At 69.3% G+C, this 19,827-nt stretch carries 20 protein-coding genes; 7 read left to right on the top strand and 13 right to left on the bottom strand.

Annotated features, from left to right (window positions below):
• Positions 1-744, top strand: a 744-nt coding sequence (locus ABZZ22_RS15085; protein WP_354932668.1) for a bifunctional helix-turn-helix transcriptional regulator/GNAT family N-acetyltransferase, incomplete at its 5' end; no start/stop codon positions are given.
• Here ABZZ22_RS15085 and ABZZ22_RS15080 read toward each other — a convergent pair.
• Complete coding sequence (locus tag ABZZ22_RS15080; RefSeq protein WP_354932666.1) at positions 741-1,574, bottom strand: ribokinase; 834 nt, start codon at positions 1,572-1,574, stop codon at positions 741-743. The genes ABZZ22_RS15085 and ABZZ22_RS15080 overlap by 4 nt on opposite strands.
• A gap of 5 nt (positions 1,575-1,579) precedes the next feature.
• Positions 1,580-3,952, bottom strand: a complete 2,373-nt coding sequence (locus tag ABZZ22_RS15075) for a phosphoribosyltransferase domain-containing protein (protein WP_354932664.1) — start codon at positions 3,950-3,952, stop codon at positions 1,580-1,582.
• Between the two features lie 138 nt (positions 3,953-4,090).
• Here ABZZ22_RS15075 and ABZZ22_RS15070 point away from each other — a divergent pair, with 138 nt between their 5' ends.
• Both ABZZ22_RS15070 and ABZZ22_RS15065 read left to right on the top strand, forming a co-directional pair.
• Entirely contained in the window at positions 4,091-5,575 is a 1,485-nt protein-coding gene (locus ABZZ22_RS15070; RefSeq protein ID WP_354932662.1) for a cellulase family glycosylhydrolase, read from the top strand.
• 55 nt (positions 5,576-5,630) lie between these two features.
• Positions 5,631-6,206, top strand: a complete 576-nt coding sequence (locus tag ABZZ22_RS15065) for a TerD family protein (protein ID WP_354932660.1) — start codon at positions 5,631-5,633, stop codon at positions 6,204-6,206.
• A 13-nt stretch (positions 6,207-6,219) separates the two neighbouring features.
• Here the strand turns inward: ABZZ22_RS15065 and ABZZ22_RS15060 are convergent, their stop codons facing one another.
• On the bottom strand, positions 6,220-6,495 hold the full coding sequence (locus ABZZ22_RS15060) for a hypothetical protein (RefSeq protein ID WP_354932658.1): 276 nt from the start codon (positions 6,493-6,495) through the stop codon (positions 6,220-6,222).
• Between the two features lie 33 nt (positions 6,496-6,528).
• Complete coding sequence (mca, locus tag ABZZ22_RS15055; protein ID WP_354932656.1) at positions 6,529-7,515, bottom strand: mycothiol conjugate amidase Mca; 987 nt, start codon at positions 7,513-7,515, stop codon at positions 6,529-6,531.
• A 165-nt stretch (positions 7,516-7,680) separates the two neighbouring features.
• On the opposite strand from mca, the gene ABZZ22_RS15050 reads away from it, so the two are divergent.
• A complete protein-coding gene (locus ABZZ22_RS15050; RefSeq protein ID WP_354932654.1) occupies positions 7,681-8,064 on the top strand; it encodes a DUF4307 domain-containing protein in 384 nt (127 codons plus the stop codon).
• A gap of 93 nt (positions 8,065-8,157) precedes the next feature.
• Here the strand turns inward: ABZZ22_RS15050 and greA are convergent, their stop codons facing one another.
• The 5 genes from greA to ABZZ22_RS15025 form a co-directional block, all read right to left on the bottom strand.
• Positions 8,158-8,670, bottom strand: a complete 513-nt coding sequence (gene greA, locus ABZZ22_RS15045) for a transcription elongation factor GreA (protein WP_292652727.1) — start codon at positions 8,668-8,670, stop codon at positions 8,158-8,160.
• 228 nt (positions 8,671-8,898) lie between these two features.
• The gene (gene ilvA, locus ABZZ22_RS15040; RefSeq protein ID WP_354932651.1) at positions 8,899-10,119 is read right to left on the bottom strand and encodes a threonine ammonia-lyase; all 1,221 of its coding nucleotides are present in this window, start codon (positions 10,117-10,119) and stop codon (positions 8,899-8,901) included.
• Positions 10,112-11,566, bottom strand: a complete 1,455-nt coding sequence (locus tag ABZZ22_RS15035; protein WP_354932649.1) for an AI-2E family transporter — start codon at positions 11,564-11,566, stop codon at positions 10,112-10,114. Before ABZZ22_RS15035 ends, ilvA begins: the two co-directional genes overlap by 8 nt.
• A gap of 10 nt (positions 11,567-11,576) precedes the next feature.
• A complete protein-coding gene (locus ABZZ22_RS15030; RefSeq protein ID WP_354932647.1) occupies positions 11,577-12,944 on the bottom strand; it encodes a glutamate mutase L in 1,368 nt (455 codons plus the stop codon).
• On the bottom strand, positions 12,931-14,100 hold the full coding sequence (locus ABZZ22_RS15025) for a cystathionine gamma-synthase (RefSeq protein WP_354932645.1): 1,170 nt from the start codon (positions 14,098-14,100) through the stop codon (positions 12,931-12,933). The genes ABZZ22_RS15030 and ABZZ22_RS15025 overlap by 14 nt, the downstream gene beginning before the upstream one ends.
• A gap of 119 nt (positions 14,101-14,219) precedes the next feature.
• Between ABZZ22_RS15025 and msrA the strand changes: the two genes are divergently transcribed.
• Positions 14,220-14,867 (top strand): peptide-methionine (S)-S-oxide reductase MsrA, encoded by a 648-nt coding sequence (gene msrA, locus ABZZ22_RS15020; RefSeq protein WP_354932643.1) that lies wholly within the window; start codon positions 14,220-14,222, stop codon positions 14,865-14,867.
• A 16-nt stretch (positions 14,868-14,883) separates the two neighbouring features.
• Here the strand turns inward: msrA and ABZZ22_RS15015 are convergent, their stop codons facing one another.
• Both ABZZ22_RS15015 and ABZZ22_RS15010 read right to left on the bottom strand, forming a co-directional pair.
• Positions 14,884-15,378: a GNAT family N-acetyltransferase gene (locus tag ABZZ22_RS15015; RefSeq protein WP_354932641.1), complete on the bottom strand. Its 495-nt coding sequence runs from the start codon at positions 15,376-15,378 to the stop codon at positions 14,884-14,886.
• Entirely contained in the window at positions 15,375-15,914 is a 540-nt protein-coding gene (locus ABZZ22_RS15010) for a DinB family protein (RefSeq protein ID WP_354932639.1), read from the bottom strand. Before ABZZ22_RS15010 ends, ABZZ22_RS15015 begins: the two co-directional genes overlap by 4 nt.
• 76 nt (positions 15,915-15,990) lie before the next feature.
• Here ABZZ22_RS15010 and ABZZ22_RS15005 point away from each other — a divergent pair, with 76 nt between their 5' ends.
• Positions 15,991-17,106, top strand: a complete 1,116-nt coding sequence (locus tag ABZZ22_RS15005) for a diacylglycerol kinase (protein WP_354932637.1) — start codon at positions 15,991-15,993, stop codon at positions 17,104-17,106.
• A gap of 221 nt (positions 17,107-17,327) precedes the next feature.
• The gene (locus tag ABZZ22_RS15000; protein WP_354932635.1) at positions 17,328-18,131 is read left to right on the top strand and encodes an SDR family oxidoreductase; all 804 of its coding nucleotides are present in this window, start codon (positions 17,328-17,330) and stop codon (positions 18,129-18,131) included.
• Positions 18,132-18,142: 11 nt separating this feature from the next.
• On the opposite strand, the gene ABZZ22_RS14995 is transcribed toward ABZZ22_RS15000, so the two are convergent.
• Both ABZZ22_RS14995 and ABZZ22_RS14990 read right to left on the bottom strand, forming a co-directional pair.
• Positions 18,143-19,153, bottom strand: a complete 1,011-nt coding sequence (locus ABZZ22_RS14995) for a GNAT family N-acetyltransferase (protein ID WP_354932633.1) — start codon at positions 19,151-19,153, stop codon at positions 18,143-18,145.
• A 43-nt stretch (positions 19,154-19,196) separates the two neighbouring features.
• Positions 19,197-19,823, bottom strand: coding sequence for a YigZ family protein (locus tag ABZZ22_RS14990; protein ID WP_354932631.1), 627 nt, complete (start codon positions 19,821-19,823; stop codon positions 19,197-19,199).
• Positions 19,824-19,827: the final 4 nt, after the last annotated feature.

The following is a 19,827-nucleotide window of genomic DNA, read 5'->3' as shown; positions in this document are numbered from 1 at the left end:
GGCGCCGAGACGGTTCAGGATCTCAGGACCAGACTCGGCGGCCTCGACTCCGGCTACGTCAGCCGGATGCTGCGGACGCTGGAGAGCAAGGGGTACGTCGCGATGGACCGCGACCCGTCCGACGGCCGGCGCAGGCTCGTGGCGCTCACCGAGGACGGTCTCAAGCAGTGGGACGACCTCGAGCGCCGCTCCGAGGAGCGTGCCCATCTGCTGCTCGACCCGCTGACGCAGCGGCAGCGCGACCGCCTCAACGATGCCCTGGCGACAGCCGACCTGCTGGTCCGAGCCGCCACGATCACCATCGAGCAGATCGATCCCCGCGACCCGATCGCCCAGATGGCCATGGGCCACTACTTCGCCGAGATCGGCGACCGCTTTGGGTTCACCGTCGGTGACGAGGGTTTCGGTGACGACCCCTCCCTGCGGGCTCCCCACGGCGCGTTCTTCATCGCCGCGAGCGACGGTGCGCCGGTCGCCTCGGGCGGAGTGCGGGAGTTCGACGGAACCGGCGAGATCAAGCGGATGTGGGTCGATCCCGCCTGGCGCGGCGCCGGCCTCGGCTCGCGCCTGCTGCGCCACCTCGAGGCCGAGGCGCTCAGGCTCGGCCACCGGGTCGTACGCCTCGACACCCGCGACGTCCTCAGCGAGGCGATCGGGATGTACGAGCGGGCCGGCTACGAGCGCATCGACCGCTACAACGACAACCCCCACGCCACCCACTTCTTCCAGAAGGAACTGGGCTAGACGTACGTCTCCAACCGGTCCAGCGGCGGCTGAGCGCTGGGATGGGCGACGACCGCCGCACCGACCGCGCATGCCGTACGCAGCGCCTCGTCGTCCGGCATGCCGGCCAGGATCGCGAGGGTGAGCGCGGCGGAGAACGCGTCGCCTGCGCCGACGGTGCTGATCACCTCCGTGGACACGGCCGGCACCCGGGCGGTCTCGGCGCCTTCGGCGATCATGGCCGCGCCCGAGGCGCCATAGGTCACCGCGACCCGTTTGGCCTTGCCCAGCTCGGGCATCGCGGCGTACTCGGTCTCGTTGACGATGAAGAGGTCCACCCGCTCCACGAGGTCCGCAGGCAGCGGCTGCGCGGGCGCCGCGTTGACCACGACGAACCCGGGCGTCCGCGTGGCCACAGCACGGACGACGTCCAGGGGAAGCTCGAGCTGCATGAGCACGGCATCGTCCGTCGCCACCACGAACCCTTCGGGCTCGACCAGCGCGTTGGCTCCGCCACACACCACGATCTGGTTCTCCCCCGCCGCGTCGACGGCGATCAGTGCCGTGCCGGTCGGGGCGTCGACGGTGCGTACGCCTTCCACATCGACCCCAGCGGACCTGACCGTCTCGACCGCCCAGGCACCGTCGGCGTCGGAGCCGACGGCGCCGACCATCCGCACCCGCGCGCCCAGCCGGCTCGCCGCGACCGCCTGGTTGGCGCCCTTCCCGCCGACATCACGGCGCAGCCGGCCGCCGCCGACGGTCTCCCCTGCGCCCGGCAGCCGCTCGACGTCCGCGGTCAGGTCGACGTTGATGCTCCCGACGACGACCAGGTCCTGTGGCGGGGGCACCGGCATCAGGGCTGCCGGAGGCCGATGCAGGCGTAGGGCAGGTCGGAGACCCGCTCCAGCGGCACCTCGCGCGCCTCGGCGAGCTTCTTGACGAGACCCAGGTCGGCATCGCGCGCCGGGTTGACCAGGATCGTCGCCGCCTCGCCGTGCAGCAGCAGCCGGACGGTGTCGTCGACGCCGGCCTCAACCAGGCTGGCGTCACCGTCCCCGAACTTCTCAGCGGCATCCTCGACCGCGTCCCAGCCCACCCAGGTGGGCTTGTGGTCACCGCCGAGATGGGCCCCGAGGTCGAGCATCACCTTGGTGCGCACGATCGGGAACCGGGCCGCGACCGTGTCGACGAACCTCCTGGACACGTCGGCCGGAGCCAGGTCGGCGTGGAACGCAGCGCCGTGGAAGTCGTTGGGACCGACCCGATCGTCGTCGATGACGGCGCGCGAGACGAGGCCGGAGACGGTCGAGCCGAGGCACGCCGACGGGATCAGGTAGTCCTCCCGGGTGCCGTGGACCGACACGCTCCGGCCCGGGTCGGCGAGCACCGCGAGCTCCGGGGAGAACGGCGAGGCCAGATGGGCGTCGAGCGTCGCATTGGCCTTCTCGAGCGAGCCGGCCAGCTCCCGCGCGATCGCACCCGTGCCGGTCCACCCGCCCACGAACATCACCCGAGCGGGGTCGTGGTGCGCGGCCAGATAGGCGAGCGCGGTCTGGTCGATGCCGCGGCCGCGGATCATCGAGACCGCGTAGTGGGGCAGATCGAGCCCGTGCACACGCTGCGCCCAGCGCCGCATCAGCACCCCGATCGGGGTGCCGGCACGCATCAGGGAGACCAGGACCGCGTCCTGCCCGCGCCGAGCCAGCACCTGCTCGGTGACCAGGCCGATCGCGTACGCCACTCGCTGGGCCGACGCCGTCAGCGCTTCGTCGAAGAGCTCCCGGTGCGCGTGCGCGTGTTCGTCCTCCGGGGTCTCGGCGGAGGTCTCCGCCGGAAGCTCCTTGACCAGCCACGCGACGTCGTCACGATCGTAGGAGCCGAACGCGGGGCCGTGGAGCGGCGCGGGCAGCTGACGGGCCGGCAGGTCGTGGCGCGGCTCCGGGGTGAACGCCGGGACGGTCACGACCACGACCCGCGGCGCGAGCCGGGCGAGCTGGTCGACCAGGCCGCCCTCCTCGTGGAGCGCAGTGGTGTCGGCCGGCTCGTCGACGACCAGGACGATCGCCTCGTACGCGCCCTCACGCAGGTTGTAGGCGAAGCGCGGACCGTCGCCGTCGGCGGGCGCGTCGTGAGACGGGAAGGTGATCGCGGTGCGGATCGCGTAGCCCGGGTCGTCGACGGCGAGCACCGGCGAGCGCGTCGTCGTCGAGTAGGTGATCTCGTGGCGCCTGCCCTCGGCCGCACGCCGGTCAGCCAGCGCGGAGGCGATCCGCAGAGGTGCGTACATCAGCTCCTCGGTGCCGAGGACGTGCACCGGACCGTCCGGGATACGCCCGGCGATCGCGGCGGCGGTCACGGTGACGGCCGACTCGTAGGAGCCGGCAGCGCCGGGCACGAAGCCGTGGCGACCGCCCTCCGGGACTGCTCGCGGCCAGGTGGCGACGACCTGGACCACCTCGCCGCGCTGACCGCGGGTCGACTCGACGCCGGCCAGCTGGCGGAGGTTCTCGACGGTGTCGATGAGCCGGTTGCCGTTGTCGGCGAGATCCTCGGGCAGCTCGATCTCACCGCTCGCGAGGGAGACGACGTCCAGGGTCGCGCGCAGCCGCTTGACCGAGCGCTCCATCCGGCCGCGGTCGGCCTCCGAGCGCAGGTCGACGAGGGCGGCCACGACGTAGTGCTTGTGCGGGAACTTCTTGTGCAGCGCCCGGATCGTGTTGACGATCGTCTTGCCGGTGATGACCTCGTCGTCGACCAGCACCAGAGTGTCCCCGCGGGCGAGGAAGGCGGGGTCTGCGGGAAGCAGCCGGTGGGCAGTCGCGTGCGAGTGCTCCTCGAAGAAGTCGGCGGCGGACTCGAGGCCGTCGACGACCCTGCGAGTGGAGTGCAGGTAGGGCGCACCGAGCGCGTCGGCGACGAGATGTCCGAGCGCGGTCGCCGTCTCGGCATAGCCGAGGACCACCGCGTCGCCGGTGACTGCCGCACGAGCCTTGGCCCCCAGGCGCAGCGCGGCGTCGGTCACCACCCGCGGGTCGGTCGGGAGGTGCTTGCCGAGGACAGAGGAGACGAGAATCTGTGCGCGACGCGGGTTGCGCCGCACCGCCAGGCCGACCAGATCGGTGAGCATCATCCCGCTCGGCGCGTCGGTCGTCCGTAGACGCACACCCAGGCGTTCGGCCACCCAGGTGCCCGACCAGCCGCTCGCTTCGTCTCTCACAGGTGACATTCTCCCCCAAAGTGTCGGTTCTGACTCAACCGCAGGAAGGCCACCCCTGTCCACTGCTGCTCTGGTCCAGGCAGCCCGGACGTCCAAAATAGGAACACGTTCTTGTCTGCTTCGGCGTGGGAGGAATAGGTTCCGCACATGCCTCGTCGCTCGGGAAGCCTCGGAATCGTTGCCGCCACGGCCGCAGCGCTCGCCTTCGGAGCCACGCTGCTGACTCCGGTCGGACCGGCGGGTGCCGACCCGGCGAAGGAGACGCCACAGCTGTCCCGCGAGGGTCGCTGGCTGGTCGATCAGCACGGTCGGATCGTGCTGGTGCACGGACAGAACCTGGTCTGGAAGAACGATCCGTACGTCCCGTCCGACTCGGCCGAGGGCTTCACCGCGGCCGATGCGGAATGGCTGGCCGAGCACGGGTTCAACGGCGCCCGGATCGGGACCCTGTGGGCGGGCGTGACTCCGGACTCCCCCGGCGAGGTCGACGAGGACTACCTCGACGACTGGCAGCGGGTGATCGACCTGCTCGCCGACAAGGGCATCTGGATGCAGTACGACTTCCACCAGGACATGTGGCACGAGACCTACGGCGGCGAGGGCGTGCCCGACTGGGCGGCCAAGCGGCCGGCGCCGTACAACCTGCATCCGCCGATCAAGCTGTCCTTCCCCGCGACCTACATCACACCCGAGCTGGCGACCGTCTACGACAACTTCTGGGCCAACGAGTTCGGGGTCCAGGACGGCTGGGCAGCGGCCTGGGCAGCGGCCTGGGCCGCGGTCGCGGAGAGGTGGGGCGACCAGCCGTACTCGATGGGCTACGACCTCATCAACGAGCCCTGGGCGGGCAAGGAGTGGCTCTCCTGCCCGATCACCGGGTGCGCGAAGTCCTATCGCGACGAGTTCCAGCCTGCGTACGAGAAGGCCACGGCGGCGATCCGCCGGGCCGATCCCGACGGAATCGTCTGGTACGAGTCGCAGCTGCTCGCCAGCCAGGTCCCCAACTCGCGCTTCGGCCCGGCCAACGACGACCAGGTCGGCTACTCCTGGCACAGCTACTGCCCGTTCGGCTTCCTCGACTCCCAGGGCATCCCAATCGGGGTCGGTGGCTGCAAGGCCTACGACGAGAATCACCACCGCAAGGCGCTCGAGCAGGCCGAGACGATGGGCGCGACCAGCCTGATGTCGGAGTTCGGCGCGACCGACAACACCGAGCTGCTCGCCATCGACACCGCCGCGGCCGACGACCACTTCGCCTCCTGGATGCACTGGGCCTATAAGCACTGGGACGACCCGACCACCGCCGACGGGCGCCAGGGCATGTTCGCCGACGACGCCGATCTGTCGACGGTGAAGACGGAGAAGCTGCGTACGCTGGTCCGCACCTACCCCCAGGCCACGGCCGGCACCCCGGTCGACCTCTCCTTCGACCCCGCGACCGGCGAGTTCAGCTACACCTACGAGCCGGCCGCTGACATCGACGAGCCGACGGAGATCTTCGTCAGCCCGATCCACTATCCCTCGGGTCCGGACATCGCAGTCGAGGGCGGCCGGGTCGTCGGCGAGGCCGACCACAACCGGATCCTCGTCGAGGCGGTCGGAACCGAGCCGGTGACGGTCACGATTGACTAGGCTGGGGACGTCACGCCCGCTCCGGCCCGTGTCGGTCCAGCACTCGGAGGGTCATTTGTCCGTCTCGCTCGCCAAAGGACAGTCGGTCTCGCTCAGCACGGCTGACGGCCGCACCATGACGCCGGTGCGGATCGCGCTGGGATGGGACGCGGTCCGGAAGGGCCTCTTCGGTGGGTTCCGCGGCGCTCACGTCGACATGGACGCCTCCGCGATCCTCTACGACGCGTCCGGATCCCACGTCGACCAGGCCTGGTTCCGGCAGCTCAGGTCGAGGGAGGCTGCCGTGATCCACTCGGGCGACAACAGGACCGGCGCCGGTGACGGCGACAACGAGTCGATCATGGTCCACCTCGACCGCCTGCCTCCCACGGTCGAGCAGATCGTGTTCACGATCAACTCCTTCACCGGGCAGAGCTTCGCCCAGATCCAGAACGCGTTCTGTCGCGTCGTGGAGGAGAGCACTCGCACCGAGATCGCTCGCTTCGACCTGAGCACGACCGGGCCGCACACTGCCGAGATCATGGCCAAGCTCAGCCGTTCCGAGGGCGGCTGGAAGATGACCGCGCTGGGCGAGATCGCCAACGGACGTACGTTCCAGGACCTGCTGCCGTCGATCGCGCCGACGCTCTAGGAGGCTGCTGCCGCTAGCGCTTCAGCTTCTTGATCTCGTCCTTGGCCTCCTGCTGGGCGATGGCCTCCGCCTGGTCCTCCTCGCCGAAGACGCCCTCGACCCTGGCCTTCTCGACCTTCTTGAACTGGCGCAACATGCTCCACGCGATCACCGCGACGGCGACGCACAGCGCGATGAAGATGCCGAAGGCGGTCCAGCCCGCGACCACGTCCTCGTCCTGCGGCGGGGTGGGCTCGGGGACGGGCTGGGAGGTGTGCAGGGTCTGCGTCGTCATCGGGAGGCCGGACATGGGACTATTGTCTCACCTCAACCTGAGGAAAGCTCAGCCAGTGACGACCTTGCCGAAGCTGATCTCGCGGCCGACGGCGGCCTTGCCCTCGTCGTCGGCGGTGGCCAGGTCGAGGCCGGCGAACAGGTCCGTCTCCTCGCGTCGGGTGGCCTCGGGCACCGGCACGTAGGAGGTCACCAGCTCGAAGTCCTCGGTCGGCCAGGCCTCCTTCTCGATCTCCCGGGGCACCGCGAACCAGGGGCCGTCGGGGTCGATCTGCGTGGCGTGCGCGAGCAGAGCCTGGTCGCGGACGCCGAAGTACTCACCGCACTCGACCTTTGTCGTGACCCGCTCGTCCCAGCTGGGGTCACGCTTCCAGGTCTCGAGCCTCTCCTCGTACGGCGAGGTGAGGCCGTGACGCTTGATCGCCTCGTGCAGCGCGATCATGCGCGGGTAGTTGAAGGTGTGGCTGTAGTAGAGCTTCAGCGGCTGCCACGGCTCCCCTGCGTCGGGGAACCGGTCGGGGTCGCCGGCGGCCGCGAACGCCGCCACCGAGACGCGGTGGCACATGATGTGGTCCGGGTGCGGGTAGCCCCCGTTCTCGTCGTATGTCGTGACCACGTGCGGCCGGAAGGAGCGAATGATCTCCACGAGCCGGCGTGTGCTCACCTCGAGCGGCACCCGGCCGAAGCAGCCCTCGGGGAGCAGCGACCAGTCCTTCGCGCCCATCTCCTCGACCAGCATGAACTCCTCGACCCAACCCGAGTCGACGAAACCGAGCCAGTCCTGCTTGATGCCGAGGATGTCGCGGGCGCGGTGCATCTCCTCGCGGCGGATCTCGTGGATGTTCTCCAGGATGCCGGGGCGCTCCATCTTCGGGTTGAGGATGTCGCCCCGCTCACCACCCGTACACGTTGCGACGTGGACGTCGACGCCCTCGGCGACATACTTCGCGGTGATCCCCGCGCCCTTGCTCGACTCGTCGTCGGGGTGCGCGTGCACATGCATCAGGCGGAACGCCTGCTGGAGCAGATCTGGCATGAGTTCAATCCTAACCACGCTCCGTCTCACGGTTCGGTTACCCGCTCCCACTCAGCGGACAACTTTCGTGGTAGGCGGCCGGGACGGATGTGCGGCAGTCACCAGGGGGATGGGACCATGATCCCCGTGAGCACGCCGTCATCTGCCGAAGCGGAGCCCGAGCCCGTGAGTTCAGAAGAGTCCCGCATCGCAGCCCGCTACGGCCGAGGCCCGCGCCGTCGCCCGGGCGTGCTCATCGTCGCGCTGTCCATCGCCGCCGTCGCGATCGTCGGCTGGTTCGGCTGGGCGCTGTGGGCGGCTCTCCACCCCGAGGTCTCCTCCGGGCTGGAGAAGTGGGAGGCGATCAGCGAGAACGAAGTCGAGGTGACCTTCGTCGTACGCCTCCATGACAAGGACGCGACACCGGTCTGCTCCGTCGAGGCCGAGGACGACCAGGAGGAGAAGGTCGGCCACCTCGAGTTCACCGCCGGCGAAGGACGCCAGACGATCACCATCCCGACCGAGCGCCGCGCGCTCCGGGTCGAGTGGGGCGACTGCAGGGTCGAGTGACCGTACTTCTCAGGTGTTTCCTGCACTTCTCTGGCATGGCAACGCCGGAGAAGTGCAGTGATACCCGGTCAACCGGGTATCACTGCACGGGCATCACTTCCCCGTGAAGACCTCGGTCTTCAGGATCTCGACCTTGAGCGGCCCGCGGGGACCCTCGTAGGTCACCGTGTCGCCGACGCTGGCGCCGATGAGCGCGGCACCGATCGGCGAGGCTGCCGACGAGATCTCGACGCCGCCTGCGTAGTCCTTCATCTCGATCGAGGCGATGAGGCGGGTCTCGGCCTCGTCGTCGTCATCGCCCTCGAACTTGAAGGTGACCAGCTTGCCGACCGAGACGACGCCGTCGTCCTCGGGGACCGTGGTGTCCGCCTTGCGGAGCAGCGCCTCGAGCTGCTGGATCAGGCCCTCGAGCTTGCCCTGCTCCTCGCGGGCGGCGTGGTAGCCGCCGTTCTCCTTGAGGTCGCCCTCATCACGGGCAGAGCTGATCTCAGCAAGGATCTCTTGACGCCTAGGGCCCTTCAGGTACTCCAACTCCGCGGTGAGCTTGTCGAATGCACCCTTGCTGAGCCAGATAGTGGCAGCCGTGGTCTCGGTCGACTGAGTCATAGCGAGTTACTCCTGATGGGTAGTGAATATGTAAGGGGCGCCGGTCGACCCCCATCAACCGGCGCCTTCTCTCCCTGCTGCGTGGGCATGGGTCACCCTGCTGAGCGTTCTGCGGGAGATTGTCAGAACCTTCAGTTTAACAAGGCAACCACACCCGAAGACAGTCTGCGACCGAAACGTTGCGCAAACCGACCTCAGGACCGTTCTTCGGCACGTCGGGCCACGCCCTCACGGGCTGACCGCGGGATAGCCCTTGCTGCGCAGCTGTTCGAGCACTCGCTCGGCGTGGTTCTGGCCACGGGTCTCGAGCTGAAGCTGCACTCCCACCTCGGCGAGTCGCAGCCCGGGCGTGGTGCGCGAGTGCACGACCTCCATGACGTTGGCGCCGGTGTCGCCGATCACTGACAGCAACGTGGCCAGCGCTCCCGGCTGGTCGGGGATCTTCACCGCGACCGGCAGGTAGCGTCCGGCCAGCGTCATGCCGTGCTGGATCACCTTGCCGAGCAGGAGAGGGTCGATGTTGCCGCCGGAGAGCACCACCACGACAGGACCCTCGAAGCTCTCGGGCGCATCCATCAAGGCAGCCACGCCGACCGCGCCGGCGGGCTCGACGACCTGCTTGGCCCGCTCGGCGAGCGACAGCAGCGCGCCGGAGATCGACTCCTCCGAGACCGTGCGGATCTCGTCGACGTAGGACTGGATCATCGGGAAGTTGGTCTCCCCGGGAAGGCCGACCGCGATGCCGTCTGCCATCGTCGGCATCTTGTCGAGCCGGATCGGGCGGCCTTCGCGCAGTGAGACCGGATAGGCGGCGGCCGTCTCCGCCTGCACGCCGATGACCTTCACGTCGGGGTGCTTCGCCTTGATCGCGAGCGCAGCCCCGGCGAGCAGACCACCACCACCGAGCGGGATCACGACCGTCTTCACGTCGGGAGTCTGCTCGAGGATCTCGAGACCGATCGTGCCTTGGCCGGCGACGACGTCGGGGTGATCGAACGGGTGGATCATGACGGCACCGGTGCGCTCGGAGAAGGCGATCGCGGCCTCGAGGCACTGGTCGACGTACTGCCCTTCGAAGATCACCTCCGCGCCGTACGAGCGGGTCGCCTTCTCCTTCGGGATCGGCGCGCCCTCGGGCATGAACACGGTGGACGGGATGCCGAGGGTGGTCGCCGCCAGCGCGACTCCTTGGGCGTGGTTGCCCGCGCTGGCGGCGACCACCCCGAACTTCTGCTGCTCCTCGGTGAGCCGGGCGATGCGTACGAACGCGCCGCGGGCCTTGAAGGAGCCGGTACGTTGCAGGTTCTCGCACTTGAGGATGACGGTGTCACCCACCAGGTCGGTGAGCCAGCGGGCTCCCTGGACAGGGGTCTCGGTGATGTGGCCGCGCAGCAGCTCTCGGGCCTCGACGATGTCGTCGTAGGACGGCTGACCATGCATCTCAGACATTGCCTGCTCCTGGGCTCGAGGGGGGTGGGAAGGTCGGGCCGTTGACCGGCCGCGGAGGCGGCTGCAGCCCCGGCGTCGAGGCCGCGGACACCGCTGGTGCGGCTGTCAGATGGTTGGCCACGGCGTTGAGGGCGGCCACGAGCGGCACAGCCACGAGCGCGCCGGCCACCCCACCGAGCACGATGCCGGTGGCGACGGCGAGGATGACGCCCAGCGGGTGGACCCGGACCCAGCGACCGAGCAGGAACGGCTGCAGGCCGTGGGCCTCGAGCTGCTGGACGAGGATCACGCCACCGAGCATCAGCAGCGCCGTCACCGGCCCCTGGGACACGAGCGCGACGAGCACGGCGACCGCGCCGGCGACAGTGGCACCGATCAGGGGCACGAACGAGCTCAGGAAGACCAGCACACCGATCGCCACCACGAACGGCACCTGCAGTGCCGCGGCGATGATCATGATGCCGACCGCGTCGACCGCGGCCACGATGACCGTGGCCCGGGTGAACTGGGTGAGCGAGACCCACGCGACCCGGCCGGAGCTGTCCATCCGGCTGCGCGCGGCGCGCGGGGCGAGCCGGACCAGCCAGCTCCAGATCCGCTCGCCCTCGGCGCAGAAGAAGTAGGTGGAGAAGAGCACGATGAAGAGACCGGCGAACACGTCGAGGGCGACCCCGCCGACCTCGCTGACCCGGGAGAACGGGTTGGCTGCGTACGCCGCCGCCCAGTCCTCCAGCGTGGTCTGCACCGTGTTGAGCCAGGTGTCGATCTGGGTCTCGCTCGCGTGGAACGGACCGTTGATCAGCCAGTCGCGGATCTCGTCGAGCGCCTTGACGGTCTGCCCGGCCAGATCGTTGAACCCGTTGGCGACCTGGGTGCCTGCGAAGCTGAGCATGGCGATGACTCCCGCGAGCACACCGATCACGACGAAGAGCGCCGAGATGCTCCGCTTCATGCCTACCCGAGCCAGCCCGTTGACGACCGGAGAGACGAGCGCGGCGATCAGCAGCGCGATGACCAGCGGGACCGCGACGATGCTGAGGAAGCCGAGAGCGCGAACGATGAGGTAACCGGCAGCGACGATGACCAGGAACCGCCAGGCCCACTGCGCGGAGAGCTCGACACCGTAGGGGACGTCGGTGCGGCTGACTGCCTTGGGCGCCGTCACCGGCTCGGGCGCGGCCAGCTGCTCCTGGCGCTCCTCACGGAGGCGCTCGAACTGGTTGACGAGGCGTAGCGCGAAGCTCTCGGCCGACTCACGAGCCTCTGCAGCGGCCTCTTTGGCCACCTCGGCCGACTCGCGGGCATCGGCCTCGTCCTGAGCCATCCGCCGCGCCTTGCGGTTGGCGTCGCGCGTCTCACGGTTGCGCTTGAACGCACTGGCCATCCGACCCAAGCTCCCCTTCCCGGTCGACTTCTCGTCGCCGGAAGCATCCCCCTGATCTGTCACCTGACAGAGGCTACCGGGAGGGTGTGAGGTGGGTCGCAAGGCGGCGTGCGGTCGTGGGGTGCGACCTGGTGAGCAGGCCGACCGCGGCCAGCACGTAGTCGGCGTCGACCGCCCGCAATGGCGCCTCCGGGAGCTGCCACCCGCCACGGGTCGACCAGCGCATCACCCGTTCCTCGATGCGCGCACGCCCATGCCGAAGTACGCCGCCGGAGCCGATCACCACACCGACGCGACGCAGGTCGGTGCCGGTGCGCTCGATGACCTTTCCGCCCGGGGACAGGACGACCCGGGACCGTCCCGCATGCCGCTGCAGAGCCGTGGAGATCGCGATCCTCGCCAGGAGCTCGTCGATGTCCTTGTCCTGCTCGGTGCGTGGCAACCATCCGGGGTGGTTGCGCCGATGCTCGACCTCGCCGGTGAGATCCGACTCGGCGAGACTCGGATCCGAGTGGTCGGCCGCCTCGAGGGTCGTGATGGCCGACCAGCGCATCCCCAGGTCGCCCTCGACGGTCCGGGTCACCGGGGTCACCGCGACGACCTCCTCGCGCACGTGCTCCGCCTCGGGGTCCGGTCGGACCACGCTGTGCACGTCGGTGGTGGCGCCGCCGACGTCGACGACGACGACGTCCTCGCCGAGCACCTCCGCCAGCGTCTCGACACCCTGGAGCACGACGTCGGGAGTCGCCCCTTGGACGATCCGCCGGAAGTCGGCCCGGCTGCTGAGGTTCTTGCCGCCGATCACGTGCTCGAGAAACATCTCGCGGACAGCGGCACGGGCGCTCTCGGGCGCCAGCACGCCGATCTTCGGAACGACGTTGTCGCAGGTCACGTGCGGGATCTCGGCCAGGATCTCGTCGATCTCCGGGTTCGCGTCGCGGTTGCCCGCCACGACCACCGGTCCACGCCAGCCGGCCGCGGCCAGCTCGCGCGCGGCCGAGACGACGGCGTCCCGGTTGCCCCCGTCGGTGCCGCCGGTGAGCAGCACCAGGTCGGGAGTTGTGAAGCTGAGCGTGGCCCCTAGGTCACTCTCAGCTTCACAACCTGCGGTCGCGACCACCGCGACGACCTTGCCGCCGCTGGACAGCGCGACGCGCCGCCCGGCTTCGGCGGTCACCAGTTCCTCGTTGCCGACAACAGCGATGCGCAGGCCACCCCCCGCCGACGAACAGGCCAGGATCTCGGCGTCGGCCGCCCGTGAGTCGGTTTCGGTGAGCGCGACCAGACAGGCGTCGTACGCCTCCATCACCTCGTGCAGCGATGTCGGCGCACTCGCGCTGCCGAGGACCTCGCCGGAGGAGAGGTCGACATGGAGCGCCTTGGTCCAGGTGGAGCCGAAGTCGACGCAGACCGCTGTCTGGGGCCCGTCAGCCCTGGTCAAGGGCCTGCTCGAGGTCCGCGACCAGGTCCTCGGCGTACTCGATCCCGACGGAGAGCCGCACCAGGTCGGCCGGCACCTCCAGGTCGGTGCCGGCGACCGACGCGTGCGTCATCCGGCCCGGGTGCTCGATGAGGCTCTCGACGCCGCCGAGCGACTCGCCCAGCGTGAAGATCTTGGTGCGCTCGCACACCGCCAGTGCGGCCGCCTCGCCGTCGGTCACGCGGAAGGAGACCATGCCGCCGAACCGCTTCATCTGCTTCTGGGCGGTCGTGTGGCCAGGGTGGGTCTCCAGACCCGGGTAGATGACCTCGCCGACCTTCGGGTGCGAGGTCAGGAAGTCGGCGACGCGCTCGGCGTTGTCGCAGTGTCGCTCCATGCGTACGGCAAGGGTCTTGAGACCGCGCAGCGTCAGCCACGCGCCGAAGGGGTCGGCGATCGCGCCGGCGGCGTTCTGCAGGTAGCCGATCTTCTCGGCGATCCCGTGATCGCGGACCACCACGGCGCCACCGACCACGTCGGAGTGGCCACCGACGTACTTCGTCGTGGAGTGCACCACCGCGTCGGCACCGAGCGTGAGCGGCTGCTGCAGGTAGGGGCTGGCGAAGGTGTTGTCGACCACCAGCAGCGCGCCTGCCTCGTGAGCGACGCCGGCCAGCGCGGAGATGTCGGCGATGTTGAGCAGCGGGTTGGTCGGGGTCTCGACCCAGACCAGCTTGGTCTTGCCCGGCTGGATCGCCGCTGCGACCGCGTCGACGTCGGCGACCTGCGCGGACGTGTGCGCGATCCCCCACTGGCTCTCGACCTTGTCGATCAGCCGGTGGGTGCCGCCGTAGGCGTCGTCGGGGATGACCATGTGGTCACCGGGCCGCATCAGGCTGCGGATCAGGGTGTCCTCCGCGGCCAGACCGGAGGCGAAGGCGAAACCCTTCTCCCCCTCCTCGACTGCAGCCAGAGCGCCTTCCAGCGCGGTGCGGGTCGGGTTGGCGGAACGGCTGTACTCGTAGCCGTTGCGCAGGCCGCCGACGCCGTCCTGCTTGTAGGTCGTGGTGGCGTAGATCGGCGGGATCACCGCACCCGTCGTCGGGTCGGGCTCGTAGCCCGCGTGGATCGCCTTGGTCTCGAAACCGGCCTTGCCGAGGTGCTGCTGCTCGCTCACACAGCGAGCCTACGTCCGATGCTGTGTTCCATACCACCGGGCCCTCGGGCCATCCGGGAACGTTCGTGCCTCGAACTGTGTTGGAGACTGGTAGCAACCCTGACTTCTGGAGGTCACTCATGTTCGGTCGCCCAACTCAGCTCCTCTCCGAGGACCGTACGCTCGCCGGGCGCGACCAGGCGCTCTTCGACCTGCCCGCGAAGCACCGGGTCCTGGGGACTCCGCTGCTCGCCTCCCCCGAGGACGGGACCGCGCCCGAGGGGGCCGAGGTGGCGTACTTCGGGCTCGGCTGTTTCTGGGGTGCCGAGGAGATCTTCTGGCAGACGCCGGGGGTCTACTCGACCGCGGTCGGCTACCAGGGCGGCACCACGGCCAACCCGACGTACGACGAGGTCTGCAGCGGGCAGACCAACCACACCGAGGCGGTCCGGGTCGTCTTCGACCCCGCGGTGGTGTCGTACGGGGACCTGGTCAAGAAGTTCTTCGAGGTGCACGACCCGACGCAGGGGATGCGGCAGGGCAACGACGTCGGTACGCAGTACCGCTCGGCGCTCTACTTCGTCTCCGACTCGCAGCGGGAGACCGCCGAGGAGCTGACCTTGGTCTACGGCGACGAGATCGCGAAGCGTGGCTACGGCGAGATCACCACCGAGATCCGTGAGGTCCCGACCTTCTACGCCGCCGAGCCCGAGCACCAGCAGTATCTGGACCGCGTGCCCAACGGCTACCGCTGCCACGCGAACACGGGCATCCCCTTCCCGGCCTGATCCCGGGCCGCCGGCCTCAGGTCAGCGGCAGGTACATCACGTGCAGCCCGACCCGGCCGTGCGACGTGGAGTCGAACGCGTCCGGGACGGTGCCGATGATCTGGAACCCCAGTGACTGCCACAGGCGTACGGCAGTGGTGTTCGTCTCCACGACGGCGTTGAACTGGATGCCGTGGAAGCCCTGCTCGCGGTGCCAGCTCACGCAGTAGTCACCGAGGGCGCGGCCGATGCCCTTGCTGCGAGCGGCCGAGGAGACCATGAACGAGGCGGTGCCGATGTGGCGGCCGCGGCCCGGGCGGTTTGGGCCCATCTTGGCACTGCCCAGAATGTGCTCGTTCTCGGCCTCACCCTCGACCGCGACGACGACGTGGTCGTACATCCACATCTCCCTGGCCTCCTCGGAGGCGAGTCCTTCGGGGTAGGCGTAGGTCTCCCCCGCCTCCACGATCTCGGACCAGAACGGGTAGATCTGCGGCCAGTCCTCGGCCGTCGCCTCACGGATCTGGATCACAGGTCGGTCGCTCCGTCGATGGCCTCGCGCATGAGGTCGGCGTGACCGCAGTGCCGGGCGTACTCCTCGATCATGTGCACCAGGATCCAGCGCAGGCTGAGCGACTGGCCGTCGCGGGTGCGGCCGACCGCGATCTGGTCGAGAGAACCAGCCGCGTCGGTGAGCTCGTTGGAGCGGGCGATCGCCTCGCGAAGCAGCGCGCGGAGCGTCTCGGGGTCGTCCGTCTTGGCGCTGCTGAAGTCCCAGTCCGCATCCTCGTCCCACGGCGCGGTGTCGAAGGGAGGGGTCTGGCCGGCACCGGCCAGCCGTACGCCGAACCAGACGTCCTCGACGTGTGCCATGTGCTTCAGGATCCCCGCCAGCGTCATGGTGCTGGGCGGGACGGGACGGTTGAGCTGCTCGTGGTCGAGGCCCGCCACCTGCCGGAGCAGGGTCGCCCGGTGGAAGTCGAGGAACGTACGCAGGGTCGTGGACTCGTCCGCGACGTAGGGGGCACCGGTCGGGTGTCGGGTGTCCTCGAAGAGTGGCTCGGTCATGGGCGCCAACGTAGCGGGGGCCAGTTTCCTCGGCGAATCACTTTCGCGAAACTGAAACGCGTTCTAGATTTGAGGCATGCCCCACACACCTGGAAGTCCGCAGAGTCCCGAGAAACCGCTCAGAGTCGTCGTCTGGTCCACCGGGACGGTGGGTCGTCATGCCATCGCGGGGGTCGATGCTCATCCGGACCTGGAGCTCGTGGGTGTCTGGACATCGACGCCGGAGAAGGCTGGGAAGGACGCCGGGGAGCTGGCCGGCCTCGGACGTACGCTCGGGGTGGCGGCGACCACGTCGCGTGACGAGCTGCTGGCCCTCGAGCCGGACTGCGTGGTTCACGCGGCGATGACCGACGACCGGGTCTTCGAAGCGATCGAGGATCTGACCGGGCTGATCCGGGACGGGGTCAACGTCGTCTCCTCCGGGCCGGTGCTCCTGGTCCACCCGCAGGGGACGCTGCCGGAGGAGATGATCCAGGGCATCCATACCGCCGGGCGGGAGGGTGGCGCGTCGTTGCACGTCAACGGCATCGACCCGGGCTTCGCCAACGACGTCCTGCCGCTGGCGGTGACGTCGCTGTCACAGCGGATCGACCACGTTCGGGTCAGTGAGATCGCCGACTACTCGACGTACTTCCAGCCCGTCGTGATGAAGGATCTCTTCGGTTTCGGGGGCTCGCTCGAGGACAAGCCGTTCCTGTGGGAGCCCGGGGTGCTGAGCACCGCCTGGGGCCCCGTCGTACGGGTTCTGGCCGCGGGGCTCGGAGTGACCCTCGACGAGCCGCTCGTCGAGCACGTCGAGCGGCGGCCGGCGACCGCGGACACGAAGACCGTCTCGGTGGACATCGCGGCGGGCACCCAGGGCTCGGTACGTTTCACCGTCACCGGCACCGTCGACGGCATCCCTCGCATCACCCTCGAGCACGTCACCCGGACCGACGCGACCTCCGACCCCGATTGGCCGGTCCCGGCGACGGGCGACGGCTGCTACCGCATCGAGATCACCGGCGAGCCGTCGATGACCGTCGAGCTCAACCACCACGGCGAGCACGGCGACCACAACGTCTCCGGGATGATCGTCACCGCCCAGCGCCTGGTCAACGCGATCCCCGCCGTCGTCGCCGCGTCCCCCGGCCTCCTCTCCCCTCTCGACCTCCCGCTGATCACCGGCCGCGGCCTGGTCACCGCCGAATAGGTAGTTGTGGGCGCCGAGACTGCACTTTTGGCGGCCGAGACTGCAGAAGTGGCGAGCGAATCTGCAGTTCTGGCGATCGCAGAACTACCGACTCGTCCACCACAACTACAGACTCGGCCACCACTTCTACCGATTCGGCCCACCACTTCTACCGATTCGCTCGCCACAACTACCTATTCGGCCGCCACATCTACCTTCTCGGCGGGACTTCAGGAGACACCATGAGCATTCTTGATCGATTCAGACTGACGAGTCATGTTGCTGTCGTGACCGGGGCGGGGCGCGGGATCGGGGCGGCCACGGCGGTCGCGCTGGCCGAGGCCGGGGCGGACGTGGTGATCGCATCGCGGACCGAGAAGCAGCTGCGGGAGGTCGCCGAGAAGATCGAGGCGGCGGGTCGGCGCGCTTTGGTGGTGCCGGCGGACCTGGCCGATACGGCCGCGACGGCGGGGCTGGCTGCGGCGGCGTACGAGGAGTTCGGGCGTCTCGACATCGTGGTCAACAACGTCGGCGGGACGATCCCGAACACGTTCCTCGACACCGACGAGGGCTACCTCGAGGAGGCCTTCCACTTCAACGTGACCACGGCGCACGCACTGACCCGGGCCGCGGTCCCCTTCATGGTGAAGAGCCCGGACGGGCAGCAGTCGGTGGTGTCGATCAGCTCGATGATGGGACGTACGGCGGGGCGGGGCTATCTCGCCTATGGCACCGCGAAGGCGGCGCTGGCGCACTGGACCAGGCTGGCCGCCACCGACCTCGCCCCACGGATCCGGGTCAACGGGATCTTCGTCGGGTCGGTGCGGACCAGTGCCCTCGAGTTCGTGGCCGGCGACGACACCATGCGCGGCGAGATCGAGTCGAAGACCCCGCTCGGACGCATCGGCGAGGCCGAGGACATCGCCGCCGGCGTCGTCTACCTGACCTCCCGAGCCGGTCAGTTCGTCACCGGGAAGCTGCTCGAAATCGACGGCGGCACCGAGACGCCGACGCTCGACCTCAAGCTCGCCGACGTCGGCGCCTGATCCTCAGCCGGCTAGACCGTGACGTCCTTGTGCCAGGACTCGGTGACGTAGTCGGTCACCCAGCCCATCGACTTGTAGAGCCCGTCGGCGCCGGTGGGACTGTCGGCGTCGACCTCGAGCGAGACCCGGTCACGCCCACGCTTGATCGCGTCGCCGATGACGGTGTAGAGCAGGCCCTTGGCCACCCCGCGGCCCCGGGCGTTGCGGTTGACGCCGATGTACTCGACGTACGCCCCCTCGACCCCTGCCGCGTTGGCGGGAAGCACCGAGGCGACCAGCGAGCCGGCCGGTAGCCAGGCAGCGTCCTCCGTCTCCGCCTCGGGGTCGTCGACGTACGCGAGCCACCAGTGGTCCCAGCGATGACCCGGGTCCTCGCGCAGCCGCTGCACGAACTCCGGGAAGCTCTCCCGGTAGGAGTTGAAGTGGTCCTGGAAGGACTCCTCCAGGGTCTGGTGGACGGTCTGCAGATCGGCCGCCACCGGCATGCCGTTCTCGTGGGTCTCCACCGGACGGATGGCGACCCCCTCACGAAGGTCGGGCACCTTCTCGTCGGGAAGCACCGGCCGGCTCATGTGCAACCAGGTGCGTCGGTTGGTGAATCCCGCGGCCGCCAGCCACTCCCGCTGCACGGTGTCGTCGGCGAACGGGCTCGCGTCGAGGTGGGACTCGGCGATGCCTCGCAGCTCGGCCATCGACCGGGCCTGCTCGGCGAGCCAGGCATAGAGCCCCGCCGCCACCTCCGCGGCCCGGGCGATGGTGCGGTCGACGTAGAGATAGACGAGCGTGCGCCCCGCGGCGCGGTCGTGGGCGATCGCCCAGGCTCGTACGTCACCGTCCGGATCGATCGCGACGAGCTGCTGGCGGGTCCAAGAGGCAGGTCCGGCGATCTCGCCGGCGATGGCGTCGGCGTCGACCTTTCCGGACCCCTCGAACGGCGTCTTGTCGACCGCTCGAAGCCTCAGCAGTGCGGGGAGATCATCGAGTTCAGGGACCTTGGCCGTCCATCCGGTAGGGAGTTCCACGGGCGTCTCGCTATGGTCGCTCACCCGGCCATTCTCCCAAACGTCAGCGAACGTCTGCCCACTGGTCCTTGCCCGGGACCAGCACGGACGCGCCAGCAGTGACCTCGGCGAGGAGCGTCTCGATGCGTTTCTCCTCCGCCGGAGGGACCTCGATCCGTAGCGTCACGGCCGTGTCATAGGAGGTCTCGAGGACCGATACCCCCGCCGATCGCAGGTCGGTCTCGAGGCGGCCGGCGGCGTCGTACGCGACCTCGATCCGATACTCCCGGACCAGCTCTCGCCTCAGCGTCCCGACCTCGGCCAACGCGGCACGGACGGCGTCGGAGTAGGCCCGGACGAGGCCACCCGCGCCGAGCAGCGTCCCGCCGAACCAGCGGGTGACCACGGCGACCGTGTCCGAGACGCCCGCGCCCCGAAGGACCTCCAGCATCGGCGCCCCCGCGGTGCCGGCCGGCTCGCCGTCGTCGTTGGACCGCTCAACGGGCTGCGGCGGCGGGCCGAGCCTGAAGGCCGAGCAGGTGTGGCGGGCATCCCAGTGCTGCTTGCGCAGCCTCTCGACCACCGCCCGCGCATCGACCTCATCGTCGACCCGAGCGAGCGTGCACAGGAAGCGAGACCGCTTCTCCTCGATCTCGGCGGCGCCGTCGCGGCCGATGGTCAGGTAGTGCATCTCA

The sequence above is a fragment of the Nocardioides sp. NPDC006273 genome (genome assembly GCF_040613495.1).
GTDB lineage: Bacteria > Actinomycetota > Actinomycetes > Propionibacteriales > Nocardioidaceae > Nocardioides.
This window is presented reverse-complemented; position numbering and strand designations above follow the sequence as displayed.